Origin of the sequence: Nostoc sp. S13 (genome assembly GCF_029379315.1) — a bacterium.
In the GTDB taxonomy this organism is placed as follows: Bacteria; Cyanobacteriota; Cyanobacteriia; order Cyanobacteriales; family Nostocaceae; genus Nostoc.
In genome coordinates, this window is the sequence record NZ_JAQYWQ010000032.1 from 36,684 (window position 1) to 58,322 (window position 21,639).

24 protein-coding genes are annotated in these 21,639 nt (G+C 40.7%); 8 read left to right on the forward strand and 16 right to left on the reverse strand.

The window, feature by feature from the left end; translation table 11 throughout:
- Nucleotides 1-20: 20 nt before the first annotated feature.
- Nucleotides 21-596, reverse strand: coding sequence for a bifunctional adenosylcobinamide kinase/adenosylcobinamide-phosphate guanylyltransferase (gene cobU, locus PUQ00_RS12750; RefSeq protein ID WP_300416711.1), 576 nt, complete (start codon nt 594-596; stop codon nt 21-23).
- 221 nt (nt 597-817) lie between these two features.
- Between cobU and PUQ00_RS12755 the strand changes: the two genes are divergently transcribed.
- The 5 genes from PUQ00_RS12755 to PUQ00_RS12775 all read left to right on the forward strand — a co-directional run bounded on the left by PUQ00_RS12755 (nt 818) and on the right by PUQ00_RS12775 (nt 5,234).
- Nucleotides 818-1,645, forward strand: coding sequence for a hypothetical protein (locus tag PUQ00_RS12755; protein ID WP_300416714.1), 828 nt, complete (start codon nt 818-820; stop codon nt 1,643-1,645).
- A gap of 267 nt (nt 1,646-1,912) precedes the next feature.
- Nucleotides 1,913-2,845 (forward strand): glycosyltransferase family 2 protein, encoded by a 933-nt coding sequence (locus tag PUQ00_RS12760; RefSeq protein ID WP_300416716.1) that lies wholly within the window; start codon nt 1,913-1,915, stop codon nt 2,843-2,845.
- 16 nt (nt 2,846-2,861) lie between these two features.
- Nucleotides 2,862-3,818 carry a glycosyltransferase family 2 protein gene (locus PUQ00_RS12765; protein ID WP_300416718.1) on the forward strand — a complete coding sequence of 319 codons (957 nt, stop codon included), beginning with the start codon at nt 2,862-2,864 and terminating at the stop codon, nt 3,816-3,818.
- 270 nt (nt 3,819-4,088) lie between these two features.
- On the forward strand, nt 4,089-4,679 hold the full coding sequence (gene hpsU / locus PUQ00_RS12770; RefSeq protein WP_300416720.1) for a hormogonium polysaccharide biosynthesis acetyltransferase HpsU: 591 nt from the start codon (nt 4,089-4,091) through the stop codon (nt 4,677-4,679).
- Nucleotides 4,680-4,745: 66 nt separating this feature from the next.
- Complete coding sequence (locus PUQ00_RS12775) at nt 4,746-5,234, forward strand: hypothetical protein (RefSeq protein WP_300416722.1); 489 nt, start codon at nt 4,746-4,748, stop codon at nt 5,232-5,234.
- Nucleotides 5,235-5,511: 277 nt separating this feature from the next.
- Here the strand turns inward: PUQ00_RS12775 and PUQ00_RS12780 are convergent, their stop codons facing one another.
- Nucleotides 5,512-5,907 carry a nuclear transport factor 2 family protein gene (locus tag PUQ00_RS12780; RefSeq protein ID WP_300416725.1) on the reverse strand — a complete coding sequence of 132 codons (396 nt, stop codon included), beginning with the start codon at nt 5,905-5,907 and terminating at the stop codon, nt 5,512-5,514.
- Nucleotides 5,908-5,944: 37 nt separating this feature from the next.
- Nucleotides 5,945-6,952: a zinc-binding dehydrogenase gene (locus PUQ00_RS12785; RefSeq protein WP_300416728.1), complete on the reverse strand. Its 1,008-nt coding sequence runs from the start codon at nt 6,950-6,952 to the stop codon at nt 5,945-5,947.
- Between the two features lie 794 nt (nt 6,953-7,746).
- Here PUQ00_RS12785 and PUQ00_RS12790 point away from each other — a divergent pair.
- Entirely contained in the window at nt 7,747-8,469 is a 723-nt protein-coding gene (locus tag PUQ00_RS12790; protein ID WP_300416731.1) for a class I SAM-dependent methyltransferase, read from the forward strand.
- A gap of 8 nt (nt 8,470-8,477) precedes the next feature.
- Here PUQ00_RS12790 and PUQ00_RS12795 read toward each other — a convergent pair whose 3' ends face one another.
- The 6 genes from PUQ00_RS12795 to PUQ00_RS12820 all read right to left on the reverse strand — a co-directional run bounded on the left by PUQ00_RS12795 (nt 8,478) and on the right by PUQ00_RS12820 (nt 11,378).
- Complete coding sequence (locus PUQ00_RS12795; RefSeq protein WP_300416735.1) at nt 8,478-8,900, reverse strand: DUF202 domain-containing protein; 423 nt, start codon at nt 8,898-8,900, stop codon at nt 8,478-8,480.
- Nucleotides 8,866-9,081, reverse strand: a complete 216-nt coding sequence (locus PUQ00_RS12800; protein ID WP_300416738.1) for a hypothetical protein — start codon at nt 9,079-9,081, stop codon at nt 8,866-8,868. The genes PUQ00_RS12795 and PUQ00_RS12800 overlap by 35 nt, the downstream gene beginning before the upstream one ends.
- Nucleotides 9,082-9,215: 134 nt before the next feature.
- Nucleotides 9,216-9,521 (reverse strand): helix-turn-helix domain-containing protein, encoded by a 306-nt coding sequence (locus PUQ00_RS12805; protein ID WP_335030387.1) that lies wholly within the window; start codon nt 9,519-9,521, stop codon nt 9,216-9,218.
- A 204-nt stretch (nt 9,522-9,725) separates the two neighbouring features.
- The gene (locus PUQ00_RS12810) at nt 9,726-10,388 is read right to left on the reverse strand and encodes a hypothetical protein (protein WP_300416741.1); all 663 of its coding nucleotides are present in this window, start codon (nt 10,386-10,388) and stop codon (nt 9,726-9,728) included.
- Nucleotides 10,389-10,467: 79 nt separating this feature from the next.
- Entirely contained in the window at nt 10,468-11,178 is a 711-nt protein-coding gene (locus PUQ00_RS12815) for a cadmium resistance transporter (RefSeq protein ID WP_300416743.1), read from the reverse strand.
- Entirely contained in the window at nt 11,175-11,378 is a 204-nt protein-coding gene (locus PUQ00_RS12820; protein ID WP_300416746.1) for a histidine kinase, read from the reverse strand. Before PUQ00_RS12820 ends, PUQ00_RS12815 begins: the two co-directional genes overlap by 4 nt.
- Before the next feature lie 149 nt (nt 11,379-11,527).
- On the opposite strand from PUQ00_RS12820, the gene PUQ00_RS12825 reads away from it, so the two are divergent.
- On the forward strand, nt 11,528-12,520 hold the full coding sequence (locus tag PUQ00_RS12825) for a LysR substrate-binding domain-containing protein (RefSeq protein WP_300416749.1): 993 nt from the start codon (nt 11,528-11,530) through the stop codon (nt 12,518-12,520).
- Between the two features lie 201 nt (nt 12,521-12,721).
- Here the strand turns inward: PUQ00_RS12825 and PUQ00_RS12830 are convergent, their stop codons facing one another.
- From PUQ00_RS12830 to PUQ00_RS12850, 5 genes are all read right to left on the reverse strand, one after another.
- On the reverse strand, nt 12,722-13,090 hold the full coding sequence (locus tag PUQ00_RS12830; protein ID WP_300416753.1) for a pentapeptide repeat-containing protein: 369 nt from the start codon (nt 13,088-13,090) through the stop codon (nt 12,722-12,724).
- A complete protein-coding gene (locus PUQ00_RS12835) occupies nt 13,080-13,394 on the reverse strand; it encodes a hypothetical protein (protein WP_300416756.1) in 315 nt (104 codons plus the stop codon). Before PUQ00_RS12835 ends, PUQ00_RS12830 begins: the two co-directional genes overlap by 11 nt.
- A 118-nt stretch (nt 13,395-13,512) precedes the next feature.
- Nucleotides 13,513-14,037: a hypothetical protein gene (locus tag PUQ00_RS12840; RefSeq protein WP_300416759.1), complete on the reverse strand. Its 525-nt coding sequence runs from the start codon at nt 14,035-14,037 to the stop codon at nt 13,513-13,515.
- Nucleotides 14,038-14,257: 220 nt separating this feature from the next.
- The gene (locus PUQ00_RS12845; RefSeq protein ID WP_300416761.1) at nt 14,258-14,854 is read right to left on the reverse strand and encodes a hypothetical protein; all 597 of its coding nucleotides are present in this window, start codon (nt 14,852-14,854) and stop codon (nt 14,258-14,260) included.
- Nucleotides 14,855-15,057: 203 nt separating this feature from the next.
- Complete coding sequence (locus PUQ00_RS12850) at nt 15,058-16,410, reverse strand: OB-fold nucleic acid binding domain-containing protein (RefSeq protein WP_300416763.1); 1,353 nt, start codon at nt 16,408-16,410, stop codon at nt 15,058-15,060.
- A 659-nt stretch (nt 16,411-17,069) separates the two neighbouring features.
- On the opposite strand from PUQ00_RS12850, the gene PUQ00_RS12855 reads away from it, so the two are divergent.
- Complete coding sequence (locus PUQ00_RS12855) at nt 17,070-18,035, forward strand: SGNH/GDSL hydrolase family protein (RefSeq protein WP_300416766.1); 966 nt, start codon at nt 17,070-17,072, stop codon at nt 18,033-18,035.
- A 343-nt stretch (nt 18,036-18,378) separates the two neighbouring features.
- Here PUQ00_RS12855 and PUQ00_RS12860 read toward each other — a convergent pair whose 3' ends face one another.
- Both PUQ00_RS12860 and PUQ00_RS12865 read right to left on the reverse strand, forming a co-directional pair.
- Nucleotides 18,379-19,506, reverse strand: coding sequence for a response regulator (locus PUQ00_RS12860; protein WP_300416768.1), 1,128 nt, complete (start codon nt 19,504-19,506; stop codon nt 18,379-18,381).
- A gap of 1,518 nt (nt 19,507-21,024) precedes the next feature.
- On the reverse strand, nt 21,025-21,516 hold the full coding sequence (locus PUQ00_RS12865) for a hypothetical protein (protein WP_300416770.1): 492 nt from the start codon (nt 21,514-21,516) through the stop codon (nt 21,025-21,027).
- Between the last annotated feature and the right edge of the window lie 123 nt (nt 21,517-21,639).

Genomic DNA, 21,639 nt, shown 5'->3' on the forward strand with positions numbered 1-21,639 from the left:
AGATTAATTTGAATCAAGAGTTAAGAATTTTGACTCCTGAATGTTCCGGCATCACCTCTATTTGGTAATGGATAACCAAGGATGCTGAGATTGAGAACATGACCACCAGTAACTAAATAAACAGTATCGCTGAGTACACCCAGCTGGCGCACAAAAGAACCCAGGCGATCGCGGAACGTCCTCCCCAGAGGATAAGCTGGTATCACACCCCAACCCACCTCTTCTGCTACAAACACCATATCAGCAGCAACCAGCTCTACCGTCTCTAACAACTCTGCAAGGATGTTTTCCCAGCTAGATTCATCCTGTTCCAGGAGATTAGCAACCCAAGTTCCTAAAGAATCAACTAAAAGGCAGGTATAAGGTTTGGCATCGGCGAGGGTAGCAGACAGTTCTACAGGTACAGATAAAGTTACCCAGTCTTGGGGACGACGTTGTTGGTGTTCTAAAATGCGTTGATGCCATTCTTGATCATCTGGGTTATCAGTGGCTGTTGCTACGTAAACAACTGCTTTTCCTGACTGCATGGCCAGAGTTTCTGCCCATTCACTTTTACCAGATCGTGCTGGCCCTGTTACTAAGATGATTTTACCCAAAGTTGTTTCCTGACTATTTTAACAATATTTCTACGGTTGCAATTTATCACCGCAGTTTTTTACTTCATTGGTGAGATTTTTGATTTTAAATAACTTTTAAGAGATAAAATTAGCACCAGCATCATTAATGCTCTAACTGGCAAAAGCCAAAAATCCCAACAACCCAACCCCATTCTTAATTATTTAATACCACTGGGTACAGCAAACTTTAGGATGTCTTTATGAACGCAGGCTTAAAACGCATAGAAGCAACTCTACATGATTTAGGGAATCGCGGCACTGCCTCTGCCGCCGAAACAGGTGATTCGACGACAAAACGACCTTTCTCTTTTAGAATCAGCGTCGGAGCCAACGAACCCACAGAAAGTACACAAACTCCATCCTCAGAGGATGGGCAACTCAATACACAAGGACAAACAGTTGACTTAGGCAAAAATACTGAGAGGGATTATCCCCCTGAACAAAATTTCTTTCCTCACCATGACTCTGTGCAGACCTTTCAAGCAGAAGAGAATGGTAGCAAAACACCCAGCTTACCTAAGTTGAAAACTCCGAGCTTTAGTAGCCATCGCCACGGTGCTAATCCAGCATTGGCGATGAATCTATTACAAGAAATTCAGGAAACTGTCGCCGGTTGGCAAACAGAATTACAAAATATTTTGAAGCAAATTCAGGATATTTACTTAGAAGGGCCAATTGTCAATGGCTGGTTAGAATCAAATCCCCAGGAAGCAGAAGCGGGAGGAACCGCAACACTGCGCCATGCAGAAGTTGACCACCTGATGAACTACGTAGAAGAAATTTGCGCCACTGGTGGGAAAGTATCATATCAATCATCTATTACTGGCTATCGCCTCTGTGGGGTGGACGATGCTGGTAAAGTCTGGTCGCGCCCATGTCCATCTGATCAGGTTCCCAGTGTTAGTATGGCGATCGCTCGTTATCAAAAGTTACGTCAACTGTTAGGGCGCAAGCAATCCTTGGAAACCCGCCTTAGTCAACTAGCCCAAACTCTTGTAGTTTTACACAGTCATATTCAGCAAACGTGAAGTTTTAAAGATTATTTCCGAAGAAACTCGGTTGGTGGGTAAGTAACTTTTGGTTTAGATTAACTTTCAGTAGTTGTGCCTTGGATTTAAGATTTTAATCTAAAATCGTTCGACTGAGCGACTTGCCTTGAGCGTCCCTTGCGCGTCTGGTAGAGAAGCCGACTTGTGCCGAGCGAAGCCGATTTGTGCCGAGCGAAGCCGATTTGTGCCGAGCGAAGCCGAGGTAAAGGAGCCGAAGTTCCAAATCTCAAATCCTAAATTAAATCTATGCCAGACACCCAAATCTCTGCCATTATCTGTACCCACAATCGAGATACCTATTTAGGAGCTGCAATTGATAGTCTTTTAGGGCAGGATTTTGCTGCTGACTTTGAAATTGTAGTAGTTGATAATGGGTCTAGCGATCGCACCCGTGAGGTTGTAGAACAAAGAAGCCATAATCCGCGCCTAAAGTATGTCTTTGAACCCACTATTGGTTTATCTGTCGCCCGCAACACGGGTGCAAAAGTAGCTAGTAGTGATATTTTGGCTTATCTCGATGACGATGCCGTTGCCTGCGATCGCTGGCTACAAGTTTTATATTTTGCCTATTACAATAATTCTAAACTAGCGATCGCAGGTGGCAAAGTCACTCTCATCTGGCCCCCAGGAATCCAGCAACCACGGTGGCTATCTCCAGGGTTAGCTGCAAATCTGGGTGCATACGACTTGGGTGACATTACTATATACATTGAGCAACCTGGCTCAACACCCAGAGGCTTAAATTACTCCATCCGCCGCAGTTTCCTAGAAGAAATTGGCGGTTTTGATATTCATCTTGGTCGAGTCGGGAAAAATCTCTTATCAAATGAAGAACTGCAAATGACCGAATTTGCCCTACAGCGTGGTTGGCAAGTCGCTTATCTTCCCGAAGCGCTAGTCGCTCACAATGTTGCTCCAGAGCGCCTCCAACGGTCCTGGTTTTTAAACCGAGGCTGGTGGCAGGGTATCAGTGAATGCTATCGAGAACAACTCGCTGGTAAAGCTGGTATCGCTCAGTTGCACCGAGGTAGCGAACGGTTTGTGCTCGGCTTATATAAGGCATTGCAATATTTCTCTGATCCAGCAGAACGGTTTGACAAACTTGTTTATGCTTACGGTCAGATTGGTTACTTAAATGCTGCTATTCAGGGTCTTTTATTTACATCAAATAAGAAATAACCTAATTTATACTCATATGTCATCTAAAATACCAGTTTCAGTTCTAATTCCGGCAAAAAACGAACAACTAAACTTGCCTGCCTGCCTAGCTAGCCTCATCAGAGCAGATGAAATATTTCTAGTAGATTCTCAAAGTACCGATAACAGCATTGAAATTGCTAAAAGTCACGATGTAAATGTCGTACAATTCGACTTCAATGGACGCTGGCCTAAAAAGAAAAATTGGTCTTTAGATAATCTCCCTTTTCGCAACGAATGGGTGCTAATTGTAGATTGCGATGAGCGTATCCCCCCCGAACTTTGGGAAGAAATTGACCAAGTAATTCAAAACAAAGAATATACAGGTTATTATCTTAACCGTCGCGTATTTTTCTTAGGAAAATGGATTCGCTATGGTGGGAAATATCCCGATTGGAATTTACGTTTGTTTCAACATAAAAATGGTCGCTACGAAAATCTACATACAGAAGACATTCCCAATACTGGTGATAACGAAGTTCATGAACATGTGATTTTGCAGGGGAAAGTTGGGTATCTCAAAAATGATATGCTTCACGAAGATTTCCGCGATCTTTACCACTGGTTAGAACGACACAACCGCTATTCCAACTGGGAAGCTAGTGTTTATTTTAATATTCTCGCAGGTAAAGATGATAGCGGTACCATCAGTGCCAAACTATTTGGTGATGCCGTGCAACGCAAGCGCTTTTTGAAAAAAGTGTGGGTACACCTGCCATTTAAACCCTTTTTGCGGTTTATTTTGTTTTATATTATTCAACGCGGTTTTTTAGATGGCAAAGCCGGATATACCTATGCACGCTTGCTGAGTCAATATGAATATCAAATTGGCGTTAAACTTTACGAATTACGCAACTGTGGTGGTCACTTAAATACTGCAACTACTCAAAAGGAAGGAGATGAGGAGCAGGGGAGCAGAGGAACAGAGGAAAAGCTATTGACTATTGACTCCTAACTCTGCCAATTTTAGATTTTGAATTTTGGATTTTGGATTCAAGGAAAAATTTAAAATCTAAATATAGTTCGATTGAGCGCTCACGCCGAAGTCTAAGACGATGTTTTAAAAGGGTCTTTTGCTCTCATAGTTAGCACAGCGAAGTATCTCAGTGCATAGCTAAAACCTTAATGTTTTCATCGCACTTAACCCAGTGGTGAATAGCAAAATTATACCTTTCAGGACTTTTAAAACATCCTCTAAAATCTAAAATCTAAAATCTAAAATTGAATGACTAATGACCAACCTTTCGTAGATTTACGCAAATATGACCAATCTTGGTTTGACCGGGGTCGTCCAGGTTGGTATATTTTATTATGGTGGTTTGTACAAGCGATCGCCTTTAGCATTACTCCTCAACCCTTAAATATTCTCCGTTGTGCTTTGCTACGATTATTTGGCGCTCGTATCGGCAAAGGCGTATTAATTCGACCCACCGCCCGCTTTACCTACCCTTGGAAAGTCACCATTGGTAACTACAGTTGGATTGGAGATAACGTAGTTTTATACAGCCTCGATCAGATTCGCATCGGTGAACACTGCGTAATTTCCCAAAAAAGTTACCTATGTACTGGTAGTCATGATTTCCAAGATCCGGCTTTTGGGTTGAAAACAGCGAGTATCACCATTGACAATGGTGCATGGGTGGCAGCAGATTGTTTTATTGGGCCGGGAGTGCAAATCGGGGCTAATGCCGTGATTGGCGCTCGTAGTAGTGTTTTTACTAATATGCCCTCTGGGCAGGTTTGTTGGGGAAGCCCATGTCGTCCCAAGACGGTTCGGATAAAACTTGATCCCCATTCATCTCCATCTGCCTTCTGAATCCCAAACCAATACACTAAGAGCAGTGGTAATATGTTTTCATGGCTGCTCTAATCCTTGCTATTGATGAACAAACTATTGGATGAAACGCTGTCAATCAAAATTGCTGAAAGCATAAACAGCAGAGCTAGCACTCCGTTTGATAATGCTTACAAAGCAGCATTGTCCACTGAGGGAGCAAGATATATTCAGGGATTTTTAGCTTTTCCTGGGAAGCCATACAGACCGATTGAACACAGTTGGATTGAGCTAGACGATATTTCGGACAATAACTCCCTTGTACGCATTATCGATCCCACATTACCGCACCTAAACAAAAATCCCCAAGAACTCTGGTATTTTGCAGCACAAAGGCTGACCGTTAAAAAACTGAAAGCCATCATTGAAGAATCAAAGGAAGATTATCCAGAAGATGATCCATTACCAATCTATGGTGAGCCACCTTATGAATATTACGGTGATGTAATGTTAGGTGGTCAAGACTATTTAGCAGCATATCAAGCCGCAGAGGCTAAGTGCAGAGAAATCAACGAACTTAACCCTGAGAGAAACTAACAAAAGTGAATTAATTGAAGAAGAATTCAGAAGTCAGAATTCAGGAGTCAGAATCAAGACGCTCTCTACGAGACGCTAAAAGCGAACGCGGACACGAGAAAGCGTGACGCTATCAGTCGGGGATTAAGACCCGCGACTACGAAAGTTGACCACAAAACAAGAAAATTTGGTGGGGGTCTTAAACGCCGATTATTCATCCACCAGTCGTACAGAATTCATTCTGAATTCTGACGACTGGCACCTTTATTCTGTTCGGTAATTCGTAATTACGAATTATTTAATACGATTTACCATCGCTGCCAAAGTATTCCCGATAGGCACAAATTTTTTCTCCCCGAATATCCCAGGAAACCGCTAAACGATTTTTGTAAGGTTCTCCCAACAAACGTCCCTCATCCCGAAACTCAAAAATAACGGTTGTGTCATTGCTAGTAAAACGGTCTAGAGTCAGGGTGAGTCCGCCTTGGAATGATTCAGAAACGTACTCGAAAAACTCTCTAGCTCGTTCTTTTCCCACATTTAACCCGTGGAATTTCCCCACAGGAAACCAAAGGGTAAAATCTTCTGTGAGCATATCTAGAAATGCTTCCCAATTTCCTGTTGCTAGACCATGCGTAAAATGCTCAAATGCCTGTTGAGCAACTTTTAAAGTATTTTCTGAATCTTGTGTCATTCTCACCTCAACCGGATATAAACTAATATCGTGTTACTTAAAATCTCACAACCACTTTGCCACAATTCTGACCACTGAGCAGATATTCTACAGCGTCAGGTATTGATTCTATGCCTTGAAACTGTGTTGGATCAACGGCAATTTTAAGTTTGTCTGTGTAAAACAGGTTTAAGAGGCGATCGCGTGCCTCTGGTATATATTCTTTATAATGAGGCATGAGAAAGGCTCTCACAGAAGCAGATTTCCAAAATAGCTGCTGATAGATGCGTGGTTGTGTAATTTGTTGTACATTATTTGCGTATTCGGAGATAAAACCAACCACTACTAAACGTCCCCCCATTGCCAAGTTTTCAACGCAAGTATCAAATACGGCTTTACCTACACACTCAAAAATGAGATTAATCCCATTGGGGTATTCTTGCTTAAGGATTTGATTGAGATTTTCAGTGCGATAATTGATAATGCGATCGCACCCTAATTCTCTCAATAACTTTGCCTTCGCCTCAGAACTACAAGTCCCAATGACATGATTACCAGCTAACTTTGCCAATTGCACCGCAATATGACCAGTTCCCCCTGCTGCGGCTGTCACTAAAACCACTTCATTACTTTTCATCTCTCCCACTTGTTCCAATGCCACCAAAGCTGATATAGCTGTAGGTATTAGTGTTAGTAACTCTGGCGTTGCTTCTTGCACCTTCATTGCTAAGTTTGCATCGATAACCTGATATTCTCGATAACCGCCACCACGCAATGTAGTTATGACAGCATCACCGATTTGAAAATCTTTGACATTTTCACCGATAGCGACAACTTTTCCTACAGCTTCCACACCTAAATCAAAGGGAGGAATTGAGTTAACATAGGGAACATTACCACGACAAAGTAAGGTGTCAAAGCCACCGTTAACGCCAGCAAATTTGTTTTGAATTAAAAGTTGACTAGCAGCAGGTTGTGAAATAGGAATCTCGACAACTTCAACAGCAAATTTAAAATCTGGATTTAGTTGCTTTGCGATTAACTTTCTATAGGTTGTTGGGTTCATATCTAAATATTAGGTTTAGCTTATTACTCAATTATTCGTTTTAACGTAGATCGCAATCCTAAATAATTCGTGAAAATCTCTATTAATTCTCGCTGCGGTTCGTTAGAAAAAATTATAATAAAGTCAGCGAACGCAGACTATTGGTTTTAAACCGTCGTGGTGCGCGGAGCACAACACAAGCAGAATAGGCAGGTTTTGATTGTGTAGCCGCGATTTCTAGTCTATTCGTGTCAACTTAAGCAAAACGAAACCATAAGATGTATCACTAAGAACATCAATCAAAATGTTCTTAGTGATACATTATGAGTAGAAAACGTCTAGCGCCAAGGGAGAAGCACTGGCGTAAAGGGCTGTTCTTGTTAGGTATTGCACTCAACACAGAAGCGCTATATTTGATGCTTTTGGGATATTGACTACACCTACAAAGTCGGACAAACTCCCGCAGAAAATGAGATTGGAGTGCGATGCTTGTCAACTTAAGCCAAAACTCTTTTAAAATCTCGTTTCCAGCCTCTGGCTGGAAATGCAGCTCCTAATGGCTCTGCCGCAAGTCTTGAGGCGGAGCCTCAATGAGGGGCATTCCCAGTCGGAGACTCTTAACGAGATAACGAGATAATCTGTTAAAAGCTGGTTCTAGGCTGGTTTTCACCTTAAGTTGACACCAATGATTGGAGTGCGATGCCTTCTCTACCAGACGCTACGCGTAGCTTGCTTCCCCGTAGGGGTACGGTAAGCGCTTACGCCATCGCAAAGCGAATTTGACTACAATCCTAAGAAAGAGCAGCAAAAACCTAATGTCTAAAAAGTCCGATTCGCAGTTCCAAAATCTTTTTGCTTCACACAAATCAACCAACTGGGACGAAAGATTAGCCCAAATAGCCTATCGCTTTAACCGAGAGTATCAAGGTGAAACCTTTGAACTCCCAACAGAAGTACAAGCGATGCCGATATTCCGAGAGTGGATTGGTGGAAGTTTCTCAGGGAGAATTGCTTCCCCTTTTTGGGAAATCGCTCAACCTCAAAAAAACCAGCACTGTATAGATATTGGCTGTGGTATCAGCTTTTTAATTTATCCTTGGCGGGATTGGCAAGCATTTTTTCATGGGCAAGAAATCAGTAATGTGGCACGCGATACCCTTAATTCTCGTGGCCCACAATTAAATTCCAAGCTGTTCAAAGGTGTTGAGTTAGGAGCAGCTGATCAGTTACACTACTCATCAGAGCAATTTGACCTGGCGATCGCAACCGGATTTAGCTGCTATTTTCCACTCGAATATTGGGATGCTGTACTGGCAGAAGTCAAACGAGTGTTAAAACCGGGTGGACATTTTGTGTTTGATGTTCTCAACCCAGAACAGCCGTTAGCAGAAGATTGGGCTGTTCTAGAAACCTATTTGGGGGCTGAGGTGTTTTTAGAGCCTGTTGCTAAGTGGGAAAAAACAATCAAAGCGGCTGGTGGTAAAGTAGTAGCGCAGAAATCAGGGGAATTATTTGAGTTGTATAAGGTACGGTTTTAAAAATACTATTACTCAGGGATAAGTGGACTTGATGGATCTAAAGAAGTTGTAAAAACAAAATAGATTACCCCAGTTCCGAGAATCATCACAGCGAGACTGAACAGCAATACCCATCGGTCTGTCGGTTCATAAGTATCTTCTTCGATATCACGACGCACTGAGAAATAGTGTACCGTTGACAGCCACACCGTGATTAAACCCACCAGCGAAAAGACTAAACCTAACTTCCAGCCGTTACCAGGATGGGGTATCAAAGGTACTTGGAAAGCACGCAAACGCACAATCACGACACCAAAACCCAAAAGAGCGATCCCTGTCCGCATCCAAGCGAGGTAAGTACGCTCATTTGCCAAATGATCTCGAATTCGGGACGGATTTAGTCGTCCTGGCTTTTTTTTATCTTCTTCTGTAGGTTTCAATTTTAACTGCATTAATAACACCCTTATCCCCAAAGCGACTCTTATCAAAAAAAGGCGGAGGTAATAGCAAATCTCCTTCCAGATGATTTGCACCCAGCGCAATATTTGCGCTAATGAAATATACCTCTTGTGATTGTACATTTTTTTCAAAATTTATTTTAATGCATATATCTAATAATTTTAGGACTTGCACAAGAACCCTCAAAAATTCCTATTCCTTCTCTACGAGACGCTCCGCGAACATCTCCTTTGCATCTTTCTCTAACGAGATGCGCAAAGGACACGGTTCGCTGTTCATAATTTTGCGTGAGTCCTGAATTTATTTGTCTAGATGATGTCTTTACTTTCTCTAGCAGTTTCTACTTCATGAAAATGATCTATTGACCACTGACACAGTAGACAGAGTGGCTCAACTAAAGTTTCTCCCAGTGATGTCAATGAATACTCTACAGTAGGAGGATTAGTAGGATAGACTTTGCGCTTCACAAGACCATCTCTCTCTAAATCACGCAAAGTACGAGTTAGCATTCGTTGTGAAACGTCTCCAATTTCTCTATGCAACTCACCATAGCGTTTCGTACCTTGAGATAAAACGTAGATGTGCTCCCTAGTGAATAATTCGTAATTCTTAATGACGCTCCTACGTCACTAACGCTGCGCTAACGTAATTCGTAATTGATTGTACAGAGCAAGTGTAAGTAAGAAGGTGTCATTAAGAAAACAGCCAATATCAAAGAGATTTTTCAACGGTACTTGTCCTGTTTTTTCTCTGAATATTGGCTATTACCCTATTTAAATTGAGAACAATCATTCAAAAATAGACTATGGAGTTCTATTTCAAGACTGATTATTAGGCGCATTCGGAACTCGTGTATTTATGAGAGCCTGCGATATATCTGGGATAAACCAGTTAGCCTCTTTGCCGGTGATCACTTTCACAGTCGGAACATTCAATTCAATTGCAGCAGTATCTGAATTCGTCTTAATTACCAACTGAGTTCCATCAAGTATTTTGAGAGCAGTTGGGCCTGTCAATTTTTGACCTTGCCCATTCGGACTAGAAGCGAAATTTGCTACCTTGACATCATTCGCTAGATAGATGCCATCACAATCCCAGTTATTTTGAGTGGACTGACCATTAGCTAGAAAATACAGACCATTGTCGTATACGGCATCTTCATCGTCTTCATCATTTGCTCTTTTGCCGTATACTGCTATGGTATTACCTGTTTGGTTGTCGCATTGACCCCAGTTGATTCCCGTCTCTAAAGCATATTTTTGCAGTGTTAATTCTTCGGTTCTCTTTTGAATTTCTTCTGGTGTGAGACCTTCAACTTGAGTTTGAGTATCTTTTGTCTGAGACAGTTCCTTCAGAGCTTTAGTTACTTCGATATAGTCAGGGTTTTTGCTAAATTTTGGCCGATCAGCAAAAGAAGGTTGAGCAAAAGCTAGATTAGCGAAAATCATTAAGACAATTAGCAGAGATTTCCAGATTTTCATGTTTTGACTCCTATTAATGGGTAATATATTTTGCAATTTAGAATTGATTTTGCTCAGAAAATCCATGATACACCTGTTTTTAGATACTTAATTTTTTTTGTTCTTCACTCGACGACTGAGTATTGAAACTTAAAATTAATGAAAATATATAACTAGAAACTACAGATAGAAGAGTCCAAATCCCATTTTCTGTGACAATAAATATACCTAGTCCAATCAATATACAAGGTACAAAAGTATTGCCATTCTCAGTTAAAAAGTTTGCGATCGCAGGCAAGTAGGTTAACTTATAAGCGGCATAACACCACACACCCACTAGCGAAAAGAATATACTTAGTATCACTAGCAGACTATCTAATTCCGAATTGGCAAACAGAGGTACGTAGACGCTAATATTATCACTACCATTGGCAAAGGCGATCGCAGCTACATTGCATGTTTGCGGAGAGATAAAACTGGCAATTATAGAGGGACAAGCCGGCTCGGTTTCTTCTTCGACTGCCTCTGGGGCATCCTCTTCGCGTTTTAGTAAACTACTCATACCAATAATTATTGGCATTAAACCAAGTAGTCTAATCCAGTCCTGCGGTATGATTAGTCCACCGAAAAAACCGGGAAGGCTAGCAAGGATCAATCCAGCAAAACCAAGATACTGACCAGCAAGGATGTGACCACTACGGAACGTTTTATTTATTTGCGAAAAAAGCAACGTCAGAATGACAATATCATCGATGTTGGTGGCAGTAAATGCCGTAATCCCTGTGGTAATTGCAGTTACTAAATCGCTCATTTTTGGAAGTCCTTATTTTCATGCTTGGGCATGGGGCATGGGGCATTGGGCATTGGGCATGGGGCATGGGGCATTGGGCATGGGGCACTTAGTACTGAGCGTTTCCGTTGGCGCAGCCTCTGGTAGAGAAGTATTGGGCATTGGATACTTCCCCTTGCCCCCTTGTCTCCCTTGTCTCCCTCATCCCTTGCCTCCCTCATCCCTTGCTCTCTACTCGGCCGTTTAGGTCTGTGCGAAGCCTTGATTTATACTTTAGTCAAAGTAACCGATAGAATCAAATGCTTTTGTTTGTCAGAATGATAAATGAAAGTGATTAAAATTTGGACAGCAAGTTACAGGGATACCATAAATGGCAGGAATGACGCTTGAACAGCTAAAAATCTTTCAGGCTGTGGCGCAGCACTTACACTTTACTCGCGCAGCAGAGGAGCTTTATATTACACAACCTGCCGTCAGCGCAGCAATCCACAACTTAGAACAAGAATATGGTGTGAAACTATTCCATCGGATTGGTCGCCATATCGAGATTGCTGAGGCTGGTAAATTATTGCAAGTGGAAGCACAGAAAATTCTCGATCAAGTTTCCTTGACCGAAAGGGGATTGCGAGAATTGAACAATCTGCAACGAGGTGAATTGAAATTAGGGTCGAGTCTGACAATTGGTAACTACTGGCTACCAAGTAAGATTAGTGAGTTTAAGAGCCAATATCCCGGTATCCAAATTAATTGTAGCCTTGCCAATACAGAAGAGATTTGTGTAGGAACGGCGACAGGACAGTTTGATTTAGGCTTGGTAGAAGGAGATGTGAAGCCAGCGCTTCAGAATACTCTGGAGTACGAAATAGTGGGGAGCGATCGCTTACAAATTGTAGTAGGTCAAAAACACCCTTGGTTTGAGTGGGGAGAAATTGACTTAAGCCAATTGACTCAAACCCTTTGGGTGATGCGAGAACCAGGTTCTGGAACCCAGCAAAGGTTTGAGGAAGCCCTACAAAATTGGGGAATCGATCTCAGTGAACTGGATGTAATTTTAGTGTTCAACAGTGGAGAAATGACAAAAGCAGCGATCGAAGATGGTGTCGGTGCAATTGGAATTTCTGAGTTGATGGTAAAAAAAGAAATCCAGTTGGGAACTCTGCGGGCAATTCGAGTTATTGATAACAGAGAAAGCAAAGGTGCGATGCCTACGGCGGGCTACGCCTACGCAGAAATAGTTCGACCTTTTTTCAAACTCAAGCATCGTCAGCGTTTTCAAACTGCTCTTTCCAAAGTCTTTGAACAAATGTTGATATCGTCTATGTCAGATAGCTCACATCAACACCGATCAAAATCAGTTATTTAAAACAACCTAAGTCCAACAGCTCATGTACTAACCGCCTAATTAGCTTTATAAAGAAACCTCTAAAAGGTTTTACTACGCAAAACCGTCCCTCTCCGACTCGGAGAGGGACAGACTTGAACGAAAGTTCAAAGCTCTTAGAGGTTTGGCGAACTCAGGTTAAAGTAATACCTTCGCCAATTTAATCTGAATCCCCAATCCCTTTCACATCTTCCGCATATTTCTACTGATGGGGTCAAAACCTCTAGAAAACCGAGTACTTTCATCGTAGTAAGCGCCAGTCAGATTCGCTCCATACAACTTGGCATAATTGAGTTTGGCTCCCCGGAGATTTGCTTCGTTCAGTTTGACACCGCTCAAATTAGCTCTGGTCAAGTTCGCTGTGGCTAAGTTAGCTCCAGTCAAATCTGCTCCCCAGAGTTTAGCTTTAGCTAGGTTAGCTCCACTCAAATCTGCTCCCCATAAATTAATTCCAGGCAAATAGGCTCCAATCAGCTTGTACCGACTCAAGTTGAGGGCTGGAAAATATCTTTCCCCGGCGGCAAAACGCCGTTTTAATTCCTCAGCATTCATGCGTCGCGTTAACCTTCCTTAGCAATACAGAAGTTATTTGTTCCCATTCCTGGCTTAGTTCTCCTAAAAACTCTGGCTGACCACTGCGTTGATACCAGAAACGGGCATTGTACAAATCGCCTTCTTTGCGGTGCAGGTAAGCATGAACCCAGGCACTATCGGCATCGCTGGCATTTCCAAGTATTTCATGAGCTTTGTTCCAATCACCCTTCTTGTCATACCACATTGCTTGCAGCCCTTTTGGCAGTGTCTCAGGACATGGGCGCTGCCTTTCGATCAATTGCAGGAATTCGTCTGTATTCACGATCGCCACCCAACAAGAATTAAACTTCTATTTCTAAGATACTTCTTAGCTTGAGGTTAAGGGGAGTAGGGGAGCAGGGAAGAAATAACCAATGTCCAATGCTCAATCCCTTTCACACCTACTTAACTAGAATAAGTTCAAACTCGAAAGTACTGATCAAACGGTCATCAATATAAACTTCTATTCTATGCTTACCAACCGGATCGCCAGGAGCGATCGTCCAAAAATTCTCAATCACACCGTTTGGAGTCGACTGTGTGCGCCGTGTCACAGATGTAGTGCCGTCTGCTGATATTGAGAAGTCTTCACCGTTATCTGTACCCCAAGTTTCTGGAGGTTTTGGTAAATGCAAGACTTCGCGCCATTTAACTTCACCTTGGTAGTCTTTGAGTTTAATTCGCCATCCGTAAGCGGTTCCTTCCTGAAGTGGCACTCTTGTTGTCTGGAAAATGGTAACGTTACCTTTGGAGTCAACTCTCTTCAGCCCGAACTCGGTGTTAATAACAGTAATCTGTTTTGTATTGGTTGGCGCAGGAAATGATATAGGATTTTCTACCGAAACAGAAGTAGCGTTGATTGGCTCAGAACCTATGACCCCAGATATTAGCGAAGAAGCTAGCACAGCAGCAGCCCAAATTCTCATTAGTATGGTTTTCCTGTCAGACTTTTGGTACTTATTCAAGTAATCTGACATGTTTTCCGGGTCAACGTTACCTATGGTTGGACAAAGACGAAATTGCTTTTAGGAATCTGGTGGATTTGGACTCGGACTTACGTAGGTGTAGCCTGCCGCAGGCATCGCTCAACAAATTCTCCAAGGTTATGGGGGCAAATCACCCTAAAAAGTATATTTTGGTCAAAACTCAACCTTTCAAATTAACCTTCTCCTCAAACTTTGATCCATCTTGATGAGATAAAAATTTTTCACTACTGTGATAACTTCTTCGCCATTTTTCGAGATGATCTATAGATATTGATTTAGATGTGACATTCACACCATTTCCTCGCCAAGCAACTTCTGAATCTGTTGTGAAAACCCCGCACTCTAATTGATCTAGCCTCATATTCCAATATTGACTAAATCGACCTTTTAAAGTAATAACTTGCTCAAATACCTTGTTTCTGTGTTTATTTCTTCTTTTTCTTTCTGTCGCTCCTGTTGCTTCTGTATCAATAAACTTAGTTTCAATTAAAAACAGACTACCTTTAAAAGTCAGGTAGACAAAATCACACTTCCCTAAATCTGTATAATCTGAAATTGGAGATTTTTCAAATAACAGTAATTCAGCGCACGAGGGAAACAAGTCTTTAATATTCAGAAATAAATAAGCTTGCAATAGAAGTTCCTTATCATAAGGAAACAAGATCACTCCTTCAAAAAATTTCTGAATGTCCTCCTGAGTTTGGGGTTGAATATTTTTACAGTACGAAACAAATTTATGTAGCTCGTTCACGATCATCAAGTTCCTAACTCCTTCCCCCGGTCGCAGCCTCAAGGGTATTAGCATAAAAAGATACCACTCCCTCAAGGAAAATATCATCCGCATAAGTAACTAAAAAAACTATCCTAATTCTGAATAATTAAGGCAATTTACTGTTGACAGTTCAGCAAAACTAATTCTTAATTTACCTTACAGTATTAGTGGATTTTTTACTTCTGGTCTCAGCTACTAGTCAGCGATTTTATATGAGCAGTAAAACTGGCGTTTTGCAAAGCTTGAACAGTTATTCTAGAATCTTGTACGCAAAATTGCCAACCCAAGCGAACAAGTTTACGAGAATTTTCAGTTTGGATAATTCCGATGACTGGCATTTTTGCCTTTTCTTTGTCTCCTGACTGTTCTTGCAAAATTGTTTTCAAGCGATGTAGGTAATCGATATTATTTGCTTGCTGGGGATTTAACTCGACCATCACCATTTGTACTGTTTCCACTGGTTCTGCATCTTCAAGGATAAATTGAGTTTGTTCGTCGCGTCTATCTACTTTTCCCCAAATAATCAATCTGGTATCAACTTGGAGTAGGGAACTAATACGTTCATAGGTTTTAGGAAAGACTACAGCTTCTGTTTGTGTAGTTAGGTCTTCTATTTGCAAAATTGCCATCTGATCGCCTTTTTTAGTAACCACTTTTTTCACGTTATTCAACATCACAACTGCACAAAGCCTTATTTCTTCTTTTTGTTCTCCCAGTTGCGAGAGGTTAATTGGCGTCAAAAGTGGTGCTATTTGCCGTAAGGATTTCAGTGGATGATCTGATACATAAAAGCCTAATAATTCTTTCTCCATCTGCAACTTTTTCTGTGGAGGCAAATCCATCACAGGTTGAGATTTAGGAACAGTTTCAAAGGCATTATTTGCTCTTTTATTCTGAGTTGAAGAAAATCCGTCGCCTAATAAATCCAAAAGATTCCCTTGACCACTAGCTCTGTCTTTAGCGCGAGATTGTGCCCAATCATACACTAATTCTAAGTCGTTAATTAACTGTTGCCGGTTGCGTTCAATTTTGTCAAAAGCTCCACAGTAAATCAGTGATTCTAGAGTCCGGCGGTTAACAGCACGTAAATCGACGCGATCGCAAAAATCAGCGAGGGATTTAAACTCTCCTGTCTCACTTCTCGCCTCCAAAATACAGACGATCGCATTCTGTCCCACGTTACGCACCGCCGAAAATCCAAACAGAATCTTTCCCGCTATCGGCGTAAAATCAACACCAGAACGATTAATATCTGGCGGATCTATCGAAATCCCCATATTTGTACAGTTAGTAATATATCTCTGTACCTTATCGGTATCGCCACTGTTAGCCGTTAACAGTGCCGCCATATATTCCAATGGATAATTAGCTTTTAAATATGCTGTTTGATAAGTTACATAACCATAGGCAGTCGAATGGGATTTATTGAAACAATTGGAAGCTATTAAGCCATTTTTGATCGCAAAATTATGATCACGCTCAACCCCAATGTCATAGACATTTTGTTTGCCTAAATATTTACGTGTCGCTATTTTGATCATCTTAACCTACCCCGGAAAAAAAAAATTGTAAAATTAATTAATTCATAAATCCATGACAATTGTAGTTGTATTAATACTTATAATACAAAATTCTCTCACTAGAAAACACTGCTACACTCTTACACAAAAGTAGCCCAAATATATCAAAATTTTGGCAAACTATTAACTAGACAGTTAATAGCTATATAATTGCTGCTTTTAGAGGTTATTAAACATATTCCAATACATTAGACATCTCCAGAAATTAAATATGGGTTATCTAGAACCCTTGTAGAGACGCGAAATTTCGCGTCTCTACATTCTTTTTTGGAGATGTCTATAGTAATGCGCTTAGTCAGATGACTGGGGAGTGGGGAAGAAGCAGGGGAACTCTTAGAGGATGTTTGTCAAGTATCAAAGTATACTAAAAAGCTCAGCTTCCATTCCTCTAAGAGAAAGGCCAAGAGGCTTTGAAACCTCCATACTCCCTTGTGGAGAAGGGAGTATGGGGGTTAGATTTACGAGCTTTTGGTGTTAGCAATAATACTTTTAAAACATCCTCTTAGCTGGGGAGAAAAGTTTTCCCTTCTGCACCCCGCCCGCCCCTCTGCCTCTTTCCAATGCCCAATGCGTCAGTTACTATCGTTGAAAAGCAACTCAGTATAAGAGGGTGTCGGTAGGTGAAAGTGGCGCTGATCGTAGTTTTGGCGGTGGTTCTGGGATTGTTTGTAGTAGTCGAGATCGGACTGCGATCGCTCTTTGGCTTTGGTAATCCCCTGATTTACATTGGCGATGAGCAGATTGGTTATTTATTGGCTCCTAACCAGCATACTCGTCGTTTTGGTAATCGCATTGAAATTAATCAGTATTCGATGCGAGGTAGTCCGATAAATAAGACACCTGCACCTTCTGGGCTGCGAGTTTTACTGTTAGGTGATTCTATTGCGAATGGTGGCTGGTGGACGGATCAGACTAATACAATATCCACGATGATCATGCGTTCTCTGGCATCATCCACTGATAGTAATTATCAGGAAGTAGAAGTGTTGAATGCTTCAGCTAACTCTTGGGGGCCAAGGAACGAATTAGCTTATTTACATAAGTTTAGCAATTTTAACGCCCAAGCGGTAGTGTTATTAATTAATACCGATGATTTGTTTGCGACTTCTCCCACTTCTTTACCGGTAGGACGCGATCGCAACTATCCCGATAGTAAACCTCCTCTAGCATTAGTGGAAGTGTGGCAACGTTATATCGTCAAAGAAAAGCCAATTCCCGAAATGAAAGCAGTGCATAATGAACCGGGCGATCGCGTTGGAATTAATCTGGAGGCGATCGGTAAAATTCAAGCCCTGACTCGCCAAACGAACAGTCAATTTCTATTAGTCATGACTCCCTTACTGCGAGAAATTGGTGAACCAGGTTCCCGCGATTACGAAATTAAAGCTCGTCAGCGATTAAACGATTTTACCAAAGCAGAGCAAATTAATTATATAGACTTTTTACCGATATTTAATTCAACTACCAGCCCGCAAGCTTTATATCATGATCACATTCACCTCAACTTGCAAGGTAATAAATTTGTCAGTGAAGTTATGGAGCGATCGCTTTTAGAAATACTAGGGCAGCGGTCACTTGGTCACTAATAATATGGGCTACTATAGCATTTGGTGTTCTGTTAAAGTACAGTATCAGTGACTAAAGCTATTGCTAAATAAAGGTTTTTCTGTATCTCATGTGAGTGATAACCCCTATAAGTAAGTGGGCGTGAATAATTAATGGCTTTTCTTCTAAGATTATTTCTAGAGCTTCTTTCGTACCAGTTATCTTAATGATATCGTAACCCCTATTACTGAGAAAATGACTAACTAATTTAAATTCACTCAGGTAATCTTCTATAACCAAAATGGTAGCGTTCCAGCTAATACTCAACCTTAAATCTGCTAAAAAATATGTTAGCTAAGTGGAGTTATTGATTCTGTTACAAAATTAAACTATATGTTGAAAAATGACTTTTAGTAAATCTCCTTGTGTAAAAGGTTTAGTTAAATAGCCTGAAGCTCCAACCATTTTAGCTTTAGCTTTATCTAGAAATCCTACTTTTCCTGACACTATAATCACAGGTGTGTTTTTAAAATGTGAGTGTTTCCGTAGCAAAGAGCAGAGTTCATATCCATCTAAATTAGGCATCGAAATATCCAACAAAATTATGTCAGGTTTTGTGCGAACAATCTGCATTAAAGCTTTTAAAGAATCGGTGACTCCCACAACAGAAAAAGTTTGCTCATCTAAATAACTTTTAATAGCATTTAATACCGTCGGACTGTCATCAATACAAAAGATTGTGTAAAGTTTTCTGTCAACAGGCGGTTGGATGATTCGCTGACCCCTATGTTCATTAGTATTAATAGAATAAGCTGGTGGTTTATAACCGTTTGTTTTAGGCAACTTTGGTGTAGTTTTGGTTTGAGGTTGTAGCTGATTTATTTGGAATAATTGTGAGGGGTGCGATTGAGAAGTTGGTGATGTCTGATGATAAGCTGCTTCTCTACCAGAGGCTTCTCTTTCAGAGACGCTAACGCGAACACCAACGCTTCGCGGCGTTTGACATCGTTCAACTAGTAAACGGAGATTGAGATAACAAAACTTTGGCATGTCATCCAGAAAGCTGTCAGGAATAAATTCATAACTCCCCTCTTCTAAGTTCAAAAATGACTCCAGAACTTCTAGCGCTAATTGCTCTATCAGTATCGCCGCTTCAGACGGACTGATATATTTCTGATTGACTAACCAGCAAATAGCCAGATAATCTGGATTCGGTATTGCCTGATTTTCAATACCAGTTTCAAATATCGCCCGCAACTGTTCGTCGATTCCGCGAGGGAGAGTAGAAATTTGCTGACTCAAGCGTTGCAAATTCCTATAAAGCGGCTCAAACATTTTTTCTGAGTAGCAGGCATAAATTAGTTTACCCTCGTCCATATATATTGACCAAGAGCCTGACGTGCTAAATACCTGCAAACAACCAGTAACCGACTTACCAGTGATTTTTTTTAACAGAGATAAGGGCTGGAGCTTTTGGAAAAATCTGTATCTACTAATCGGAAGTGTCTTCATTGGGATCGCTCTGGAATAAATAAAATTAACATTCGTACGCGAAATTAGTGAATTACCTTTTCGCAATTCACCGCTACTTTGTTGGAAGTACTGTCAGATACATATAGCGCTAACATTTGAGTTAGTACAGAGATTCCACACCCCCTAACTCTGAATTCACCAATCTCTATTAAGCTATATCCACGAGTTACAACTAAACCAATTCATGCTATCTCCCAATAGCAAAGTTGCCCGACTAGTTGCCAGGATATAGTATTTCAAAAATTAGATTGGTTTTCTGTATCTTTCGCTAATCTAGCCAATCTAACAATAACTCAAGTATCACATACAGACAATTGGCTCTCGCCCATCAGTCACAAAAGCATCATTATTATCCGTATTTTTCAACCTAAAATTGCAGCTACTTTAGTTCTTTTGCAAAAGTTTTTTTGCACCTAATGCTAAAGTCTAGAGCGACCAAAGCATACTGCAATTTAGATGAAAATCGGTCTTTATCAAGGCTTTTAGGTATTAAGTCCGTGCTAATAGACTATGTTTTTGTAGCCGCGACTAAAGTCATTGAGTACTTTTCCAAGAAGTTTATTGTTAAGGGTTACTTCATTACGAAAAAAAGTATTATTAAAAACTAAGCATTCCCAAAATACCATATCTTACTTAGGTTTGCAATTATAAGTGGGCGTTAAAAAATCAATTTATGTGACGAAATGTAAACTCAGCGAACAGCTTATAAATGACTAATTCCACCGTTTTTACAAAACTAAACATACATAGGTTTTATCGTGCCAACTTACTTAGAGCAACTTTTAGTATTAGGATTGGGCAAGATTATCACTTGTACAACAAGAATGGTAAACCTCCGACCAAGGATGAGTTAGCTGATAATTGCCGCCATGATGGTATGTGGTGAGATGCACAGGCGACCGGATCAGCAGAAGGAAATCTCTCTTCATAAGTACTGGAAACGGGTTCTAATGTTGTGTGGGGCTAAATAGCCACCCGGCACAATTTGGAGTGACAAATTCAAGAACTTACAGCGAAATTCTTGATTGGTAGTACATGCCTGGAAAATAGCTATTTTCAGCTAGATGGTAGATAACAAGTAACGTACTCACTAAAATTCAGATTACTCTAATTTTAAAAAAAAATTAGCAGAAATATATAAACTTCATGATAAGTCAGTAAAGGAAACATGAAAACTAATTAATATCATCTTCCAGATAATTATCATAAATATTTATTTTTTTGGGTGTCCGGAAAGGCTGAAAATGTACAGTAAAAGATAATTTTAGATGCTTATTTAATTACACTTATAAATGAGTAAATCATTTTATGGTAGCAATTTACCCGAAAAATCTCAAGTTTTAAAAGTCACAAATATAAATACTAAATTCTCGGCGTGGGTGTAGCCTGTTGTAGAGATCGCATTCATTAATCCATAAGGTATATGTAGCAAAAAGACGCAAAGAATTTCTTTGCGTCTTAGGCGTGAGATTTAGAAGTGGATACTTCTCTATCTACTTAAACTTGCTCCCGCCAGCACCAGTTTAAAAGTGTGCCACCAGCCACTAGCTTAACTACTTCCAGTATCCAATAACCGCCGTGCAATAAATTCATTGTCGATGGAATAGCAGTAGTTGCTTCAAATAAGTTAAGTTGAACTCCTATAGCGGACATCTGCGGAGTTAATAAATAGGTGTCAAGCATAGCTATGGTTAGCAGCAGCACGGATAAAACAATACTGCCAATACGCCAGTGATATTGGGTTTTGCTCAAAGCTAATGCCCCAGTCAGTATTACAGCAGCAGATAATAATTCCATCCGATTGAAGTTCCAAAAAACCGTATAGCCTGCTGTCGTAAAACCAGCTTGGCTCATCATCCCAGAAAGATAAAGGCTAGGCATAATTACCCAGTCTACAACTAAACTAGCACTGAGCCAAAACCCCAAAGTCAATATGATCGCGGTTTGCCAAATTGGTCGTTTGAATTCAAAGCTAGAAATAGCAGTCATAAAATAATTGCGTGTGTTGTATATTAGACTTATCCTTAATATAAATAGCATGAGATAATAAAAAGGTAGAGTAGAAATTATTTGGAAAGAATATGACAAGTCGTTTGGCAAGAATTGAATCGT

What these genes read in the sequence shown, in the direction of transcription:
- PUQ00_RS12775 (WP_300416722.1), top strand. Translation starts at nt 4,746, where the DNA reads ATGAACAAACTATTGGATGAAACGCTGTCAATCAAAATTGCTGAAAGC.
- PUQ00_RS12765 (WP_300416718.1), top strand. Translation starts at nt 2,862, where the DNA reads ATGTCATCTAAAATACCAGTTTCAGTTCTAATTCCGGCAAAAAACGAA.
- PUQ00_RS12845 (WP_300416761.1), bottom strand. Translation starts at nt 14,854, where the DNA reads ATGATCGTGAACGAGCTACATAAATTTGTTTCGTACTGTAAAAATATT.
- PUQ00_RS12865 (WP_300416770.1), bottom strand. Translation starts at nt 21,516, where the DNA reads ATGACTGCTATTTCTAGCTTTGAATTCAAACGACCAATTTGGCAAACC.
- PUQ00_RS12850 (WP_300416763.1), bottom strand. Translation starts at nt 16,410, where the DNA reads ATGATCAAAATAGCGACACGTAAATATTTAGGCAAACAAAATGTCTAT.
- PUQ00_RS12755 (WP_300416714.1), top strand. Translation starts at nt 818, where the DNA reads ATGAACGCAGGCTTAAAACGCATAGAAGCAACTCTACATGATTTAGGG.
- hpsU (WP_300416720.1), top strand. Translation starts at nt 4,089, where the DNA reads ATGACTAATGACCAACCTTTCGTAGATTTACGCAAATATGACCAATCT.
- PUQ00_RS12785 (WP_300416728.1), bottom strand. Translation starts at nt 6,952, where the DNA reads ATGAACCCAACAACCTATAGAAAGTTAATCGCAAAGCAACTAAATCCA.
- PUQ00_RS12840 (WP_300416759.1), bottom strand. Translation starts at nt 14,037, where the DNA reads ATGAGAATTTGGGCTGCTGCTGTGCTAGCTTCTTCGCTAATATCTGGG.
- PUQ00_RS12815 (WP_300416743.1), bottom strand. Translation starts at nt 11,178, where the DNA reads ATGAGCGATTTAGTAACTGCAATTACCACAGGGATTACGGCATTTACT.
- PUQ00_RS12760 (WP_300416716.1), top strand. Translation starts at nt 1,913, where the DNA reads ATGCCAGACACCCAAATCTCTGCCATTATCTGTACCCACAATCGAGAT.
- PUQ00_RS12810 (WP_300416741.1), bottom strand. Translation starts at nt 10,388, where the DNA reads ATGAAAATCTGGAAATCTCTGCTAATTGTCTTAATGATTTTCGCTAAT.
- PUQ00_RS12795 (WP_300416735.1), bottom strand. Translation starts at nt 8,900, where the DNA reads ATGCAGTTAAAATTGAAACCTACAGAAGAAGATAAAAAAAAGCCAGGA.
- PUQ00_RS12860 (WP_300416768.1), bottom strand. Translation starts at nt 19,506, where the DNA reads ATGAAGACACTTCCGATTAGTAGATACAGATTTTTCCAAAAGCTCCAG.
- PUQ00_RS12830 (WP_300416753.1), bottom strand. Translation starts at nt 13,090, where the DNA reads ATGAATGCTGAGGAATTAAAACGGCGTTTTGCCGCCGGGGAAAGATAT.
- PUQ00_RS12790 (WP_300416731.1), top strand. Translation starts at nt 7,747, where the DNA reads ATGTCTAAAAAGTCCGATTCGCAGTTCCAAAATCTTTTTGCTTCACAC.
- PUQ00_RS12825 (WP_300416749.1), top strand. Translation starts at nt 11,528, where the DNA reads ATGGCAGGAATGACGCTTGAACAGCTAAAAATCTTTCAGGCTGTGGCG.
- PUQ00_RS12780 (WP_300416725.1), bottom strand. Translation starts at nt 5,907, where the DNA reads ATGACACAAGATTCAGAAAATACTTTAAAAGTTGCTCAACAGGCATTT.
- PUQ00_RS12820 (WP_300416746.1), bottom strand. Translation starts at nt 11,378, where the DNA reads ATGAGGGAGGCAAGGGATGAGGGAGACAAGGGAGACAAGGGGGCAAGG.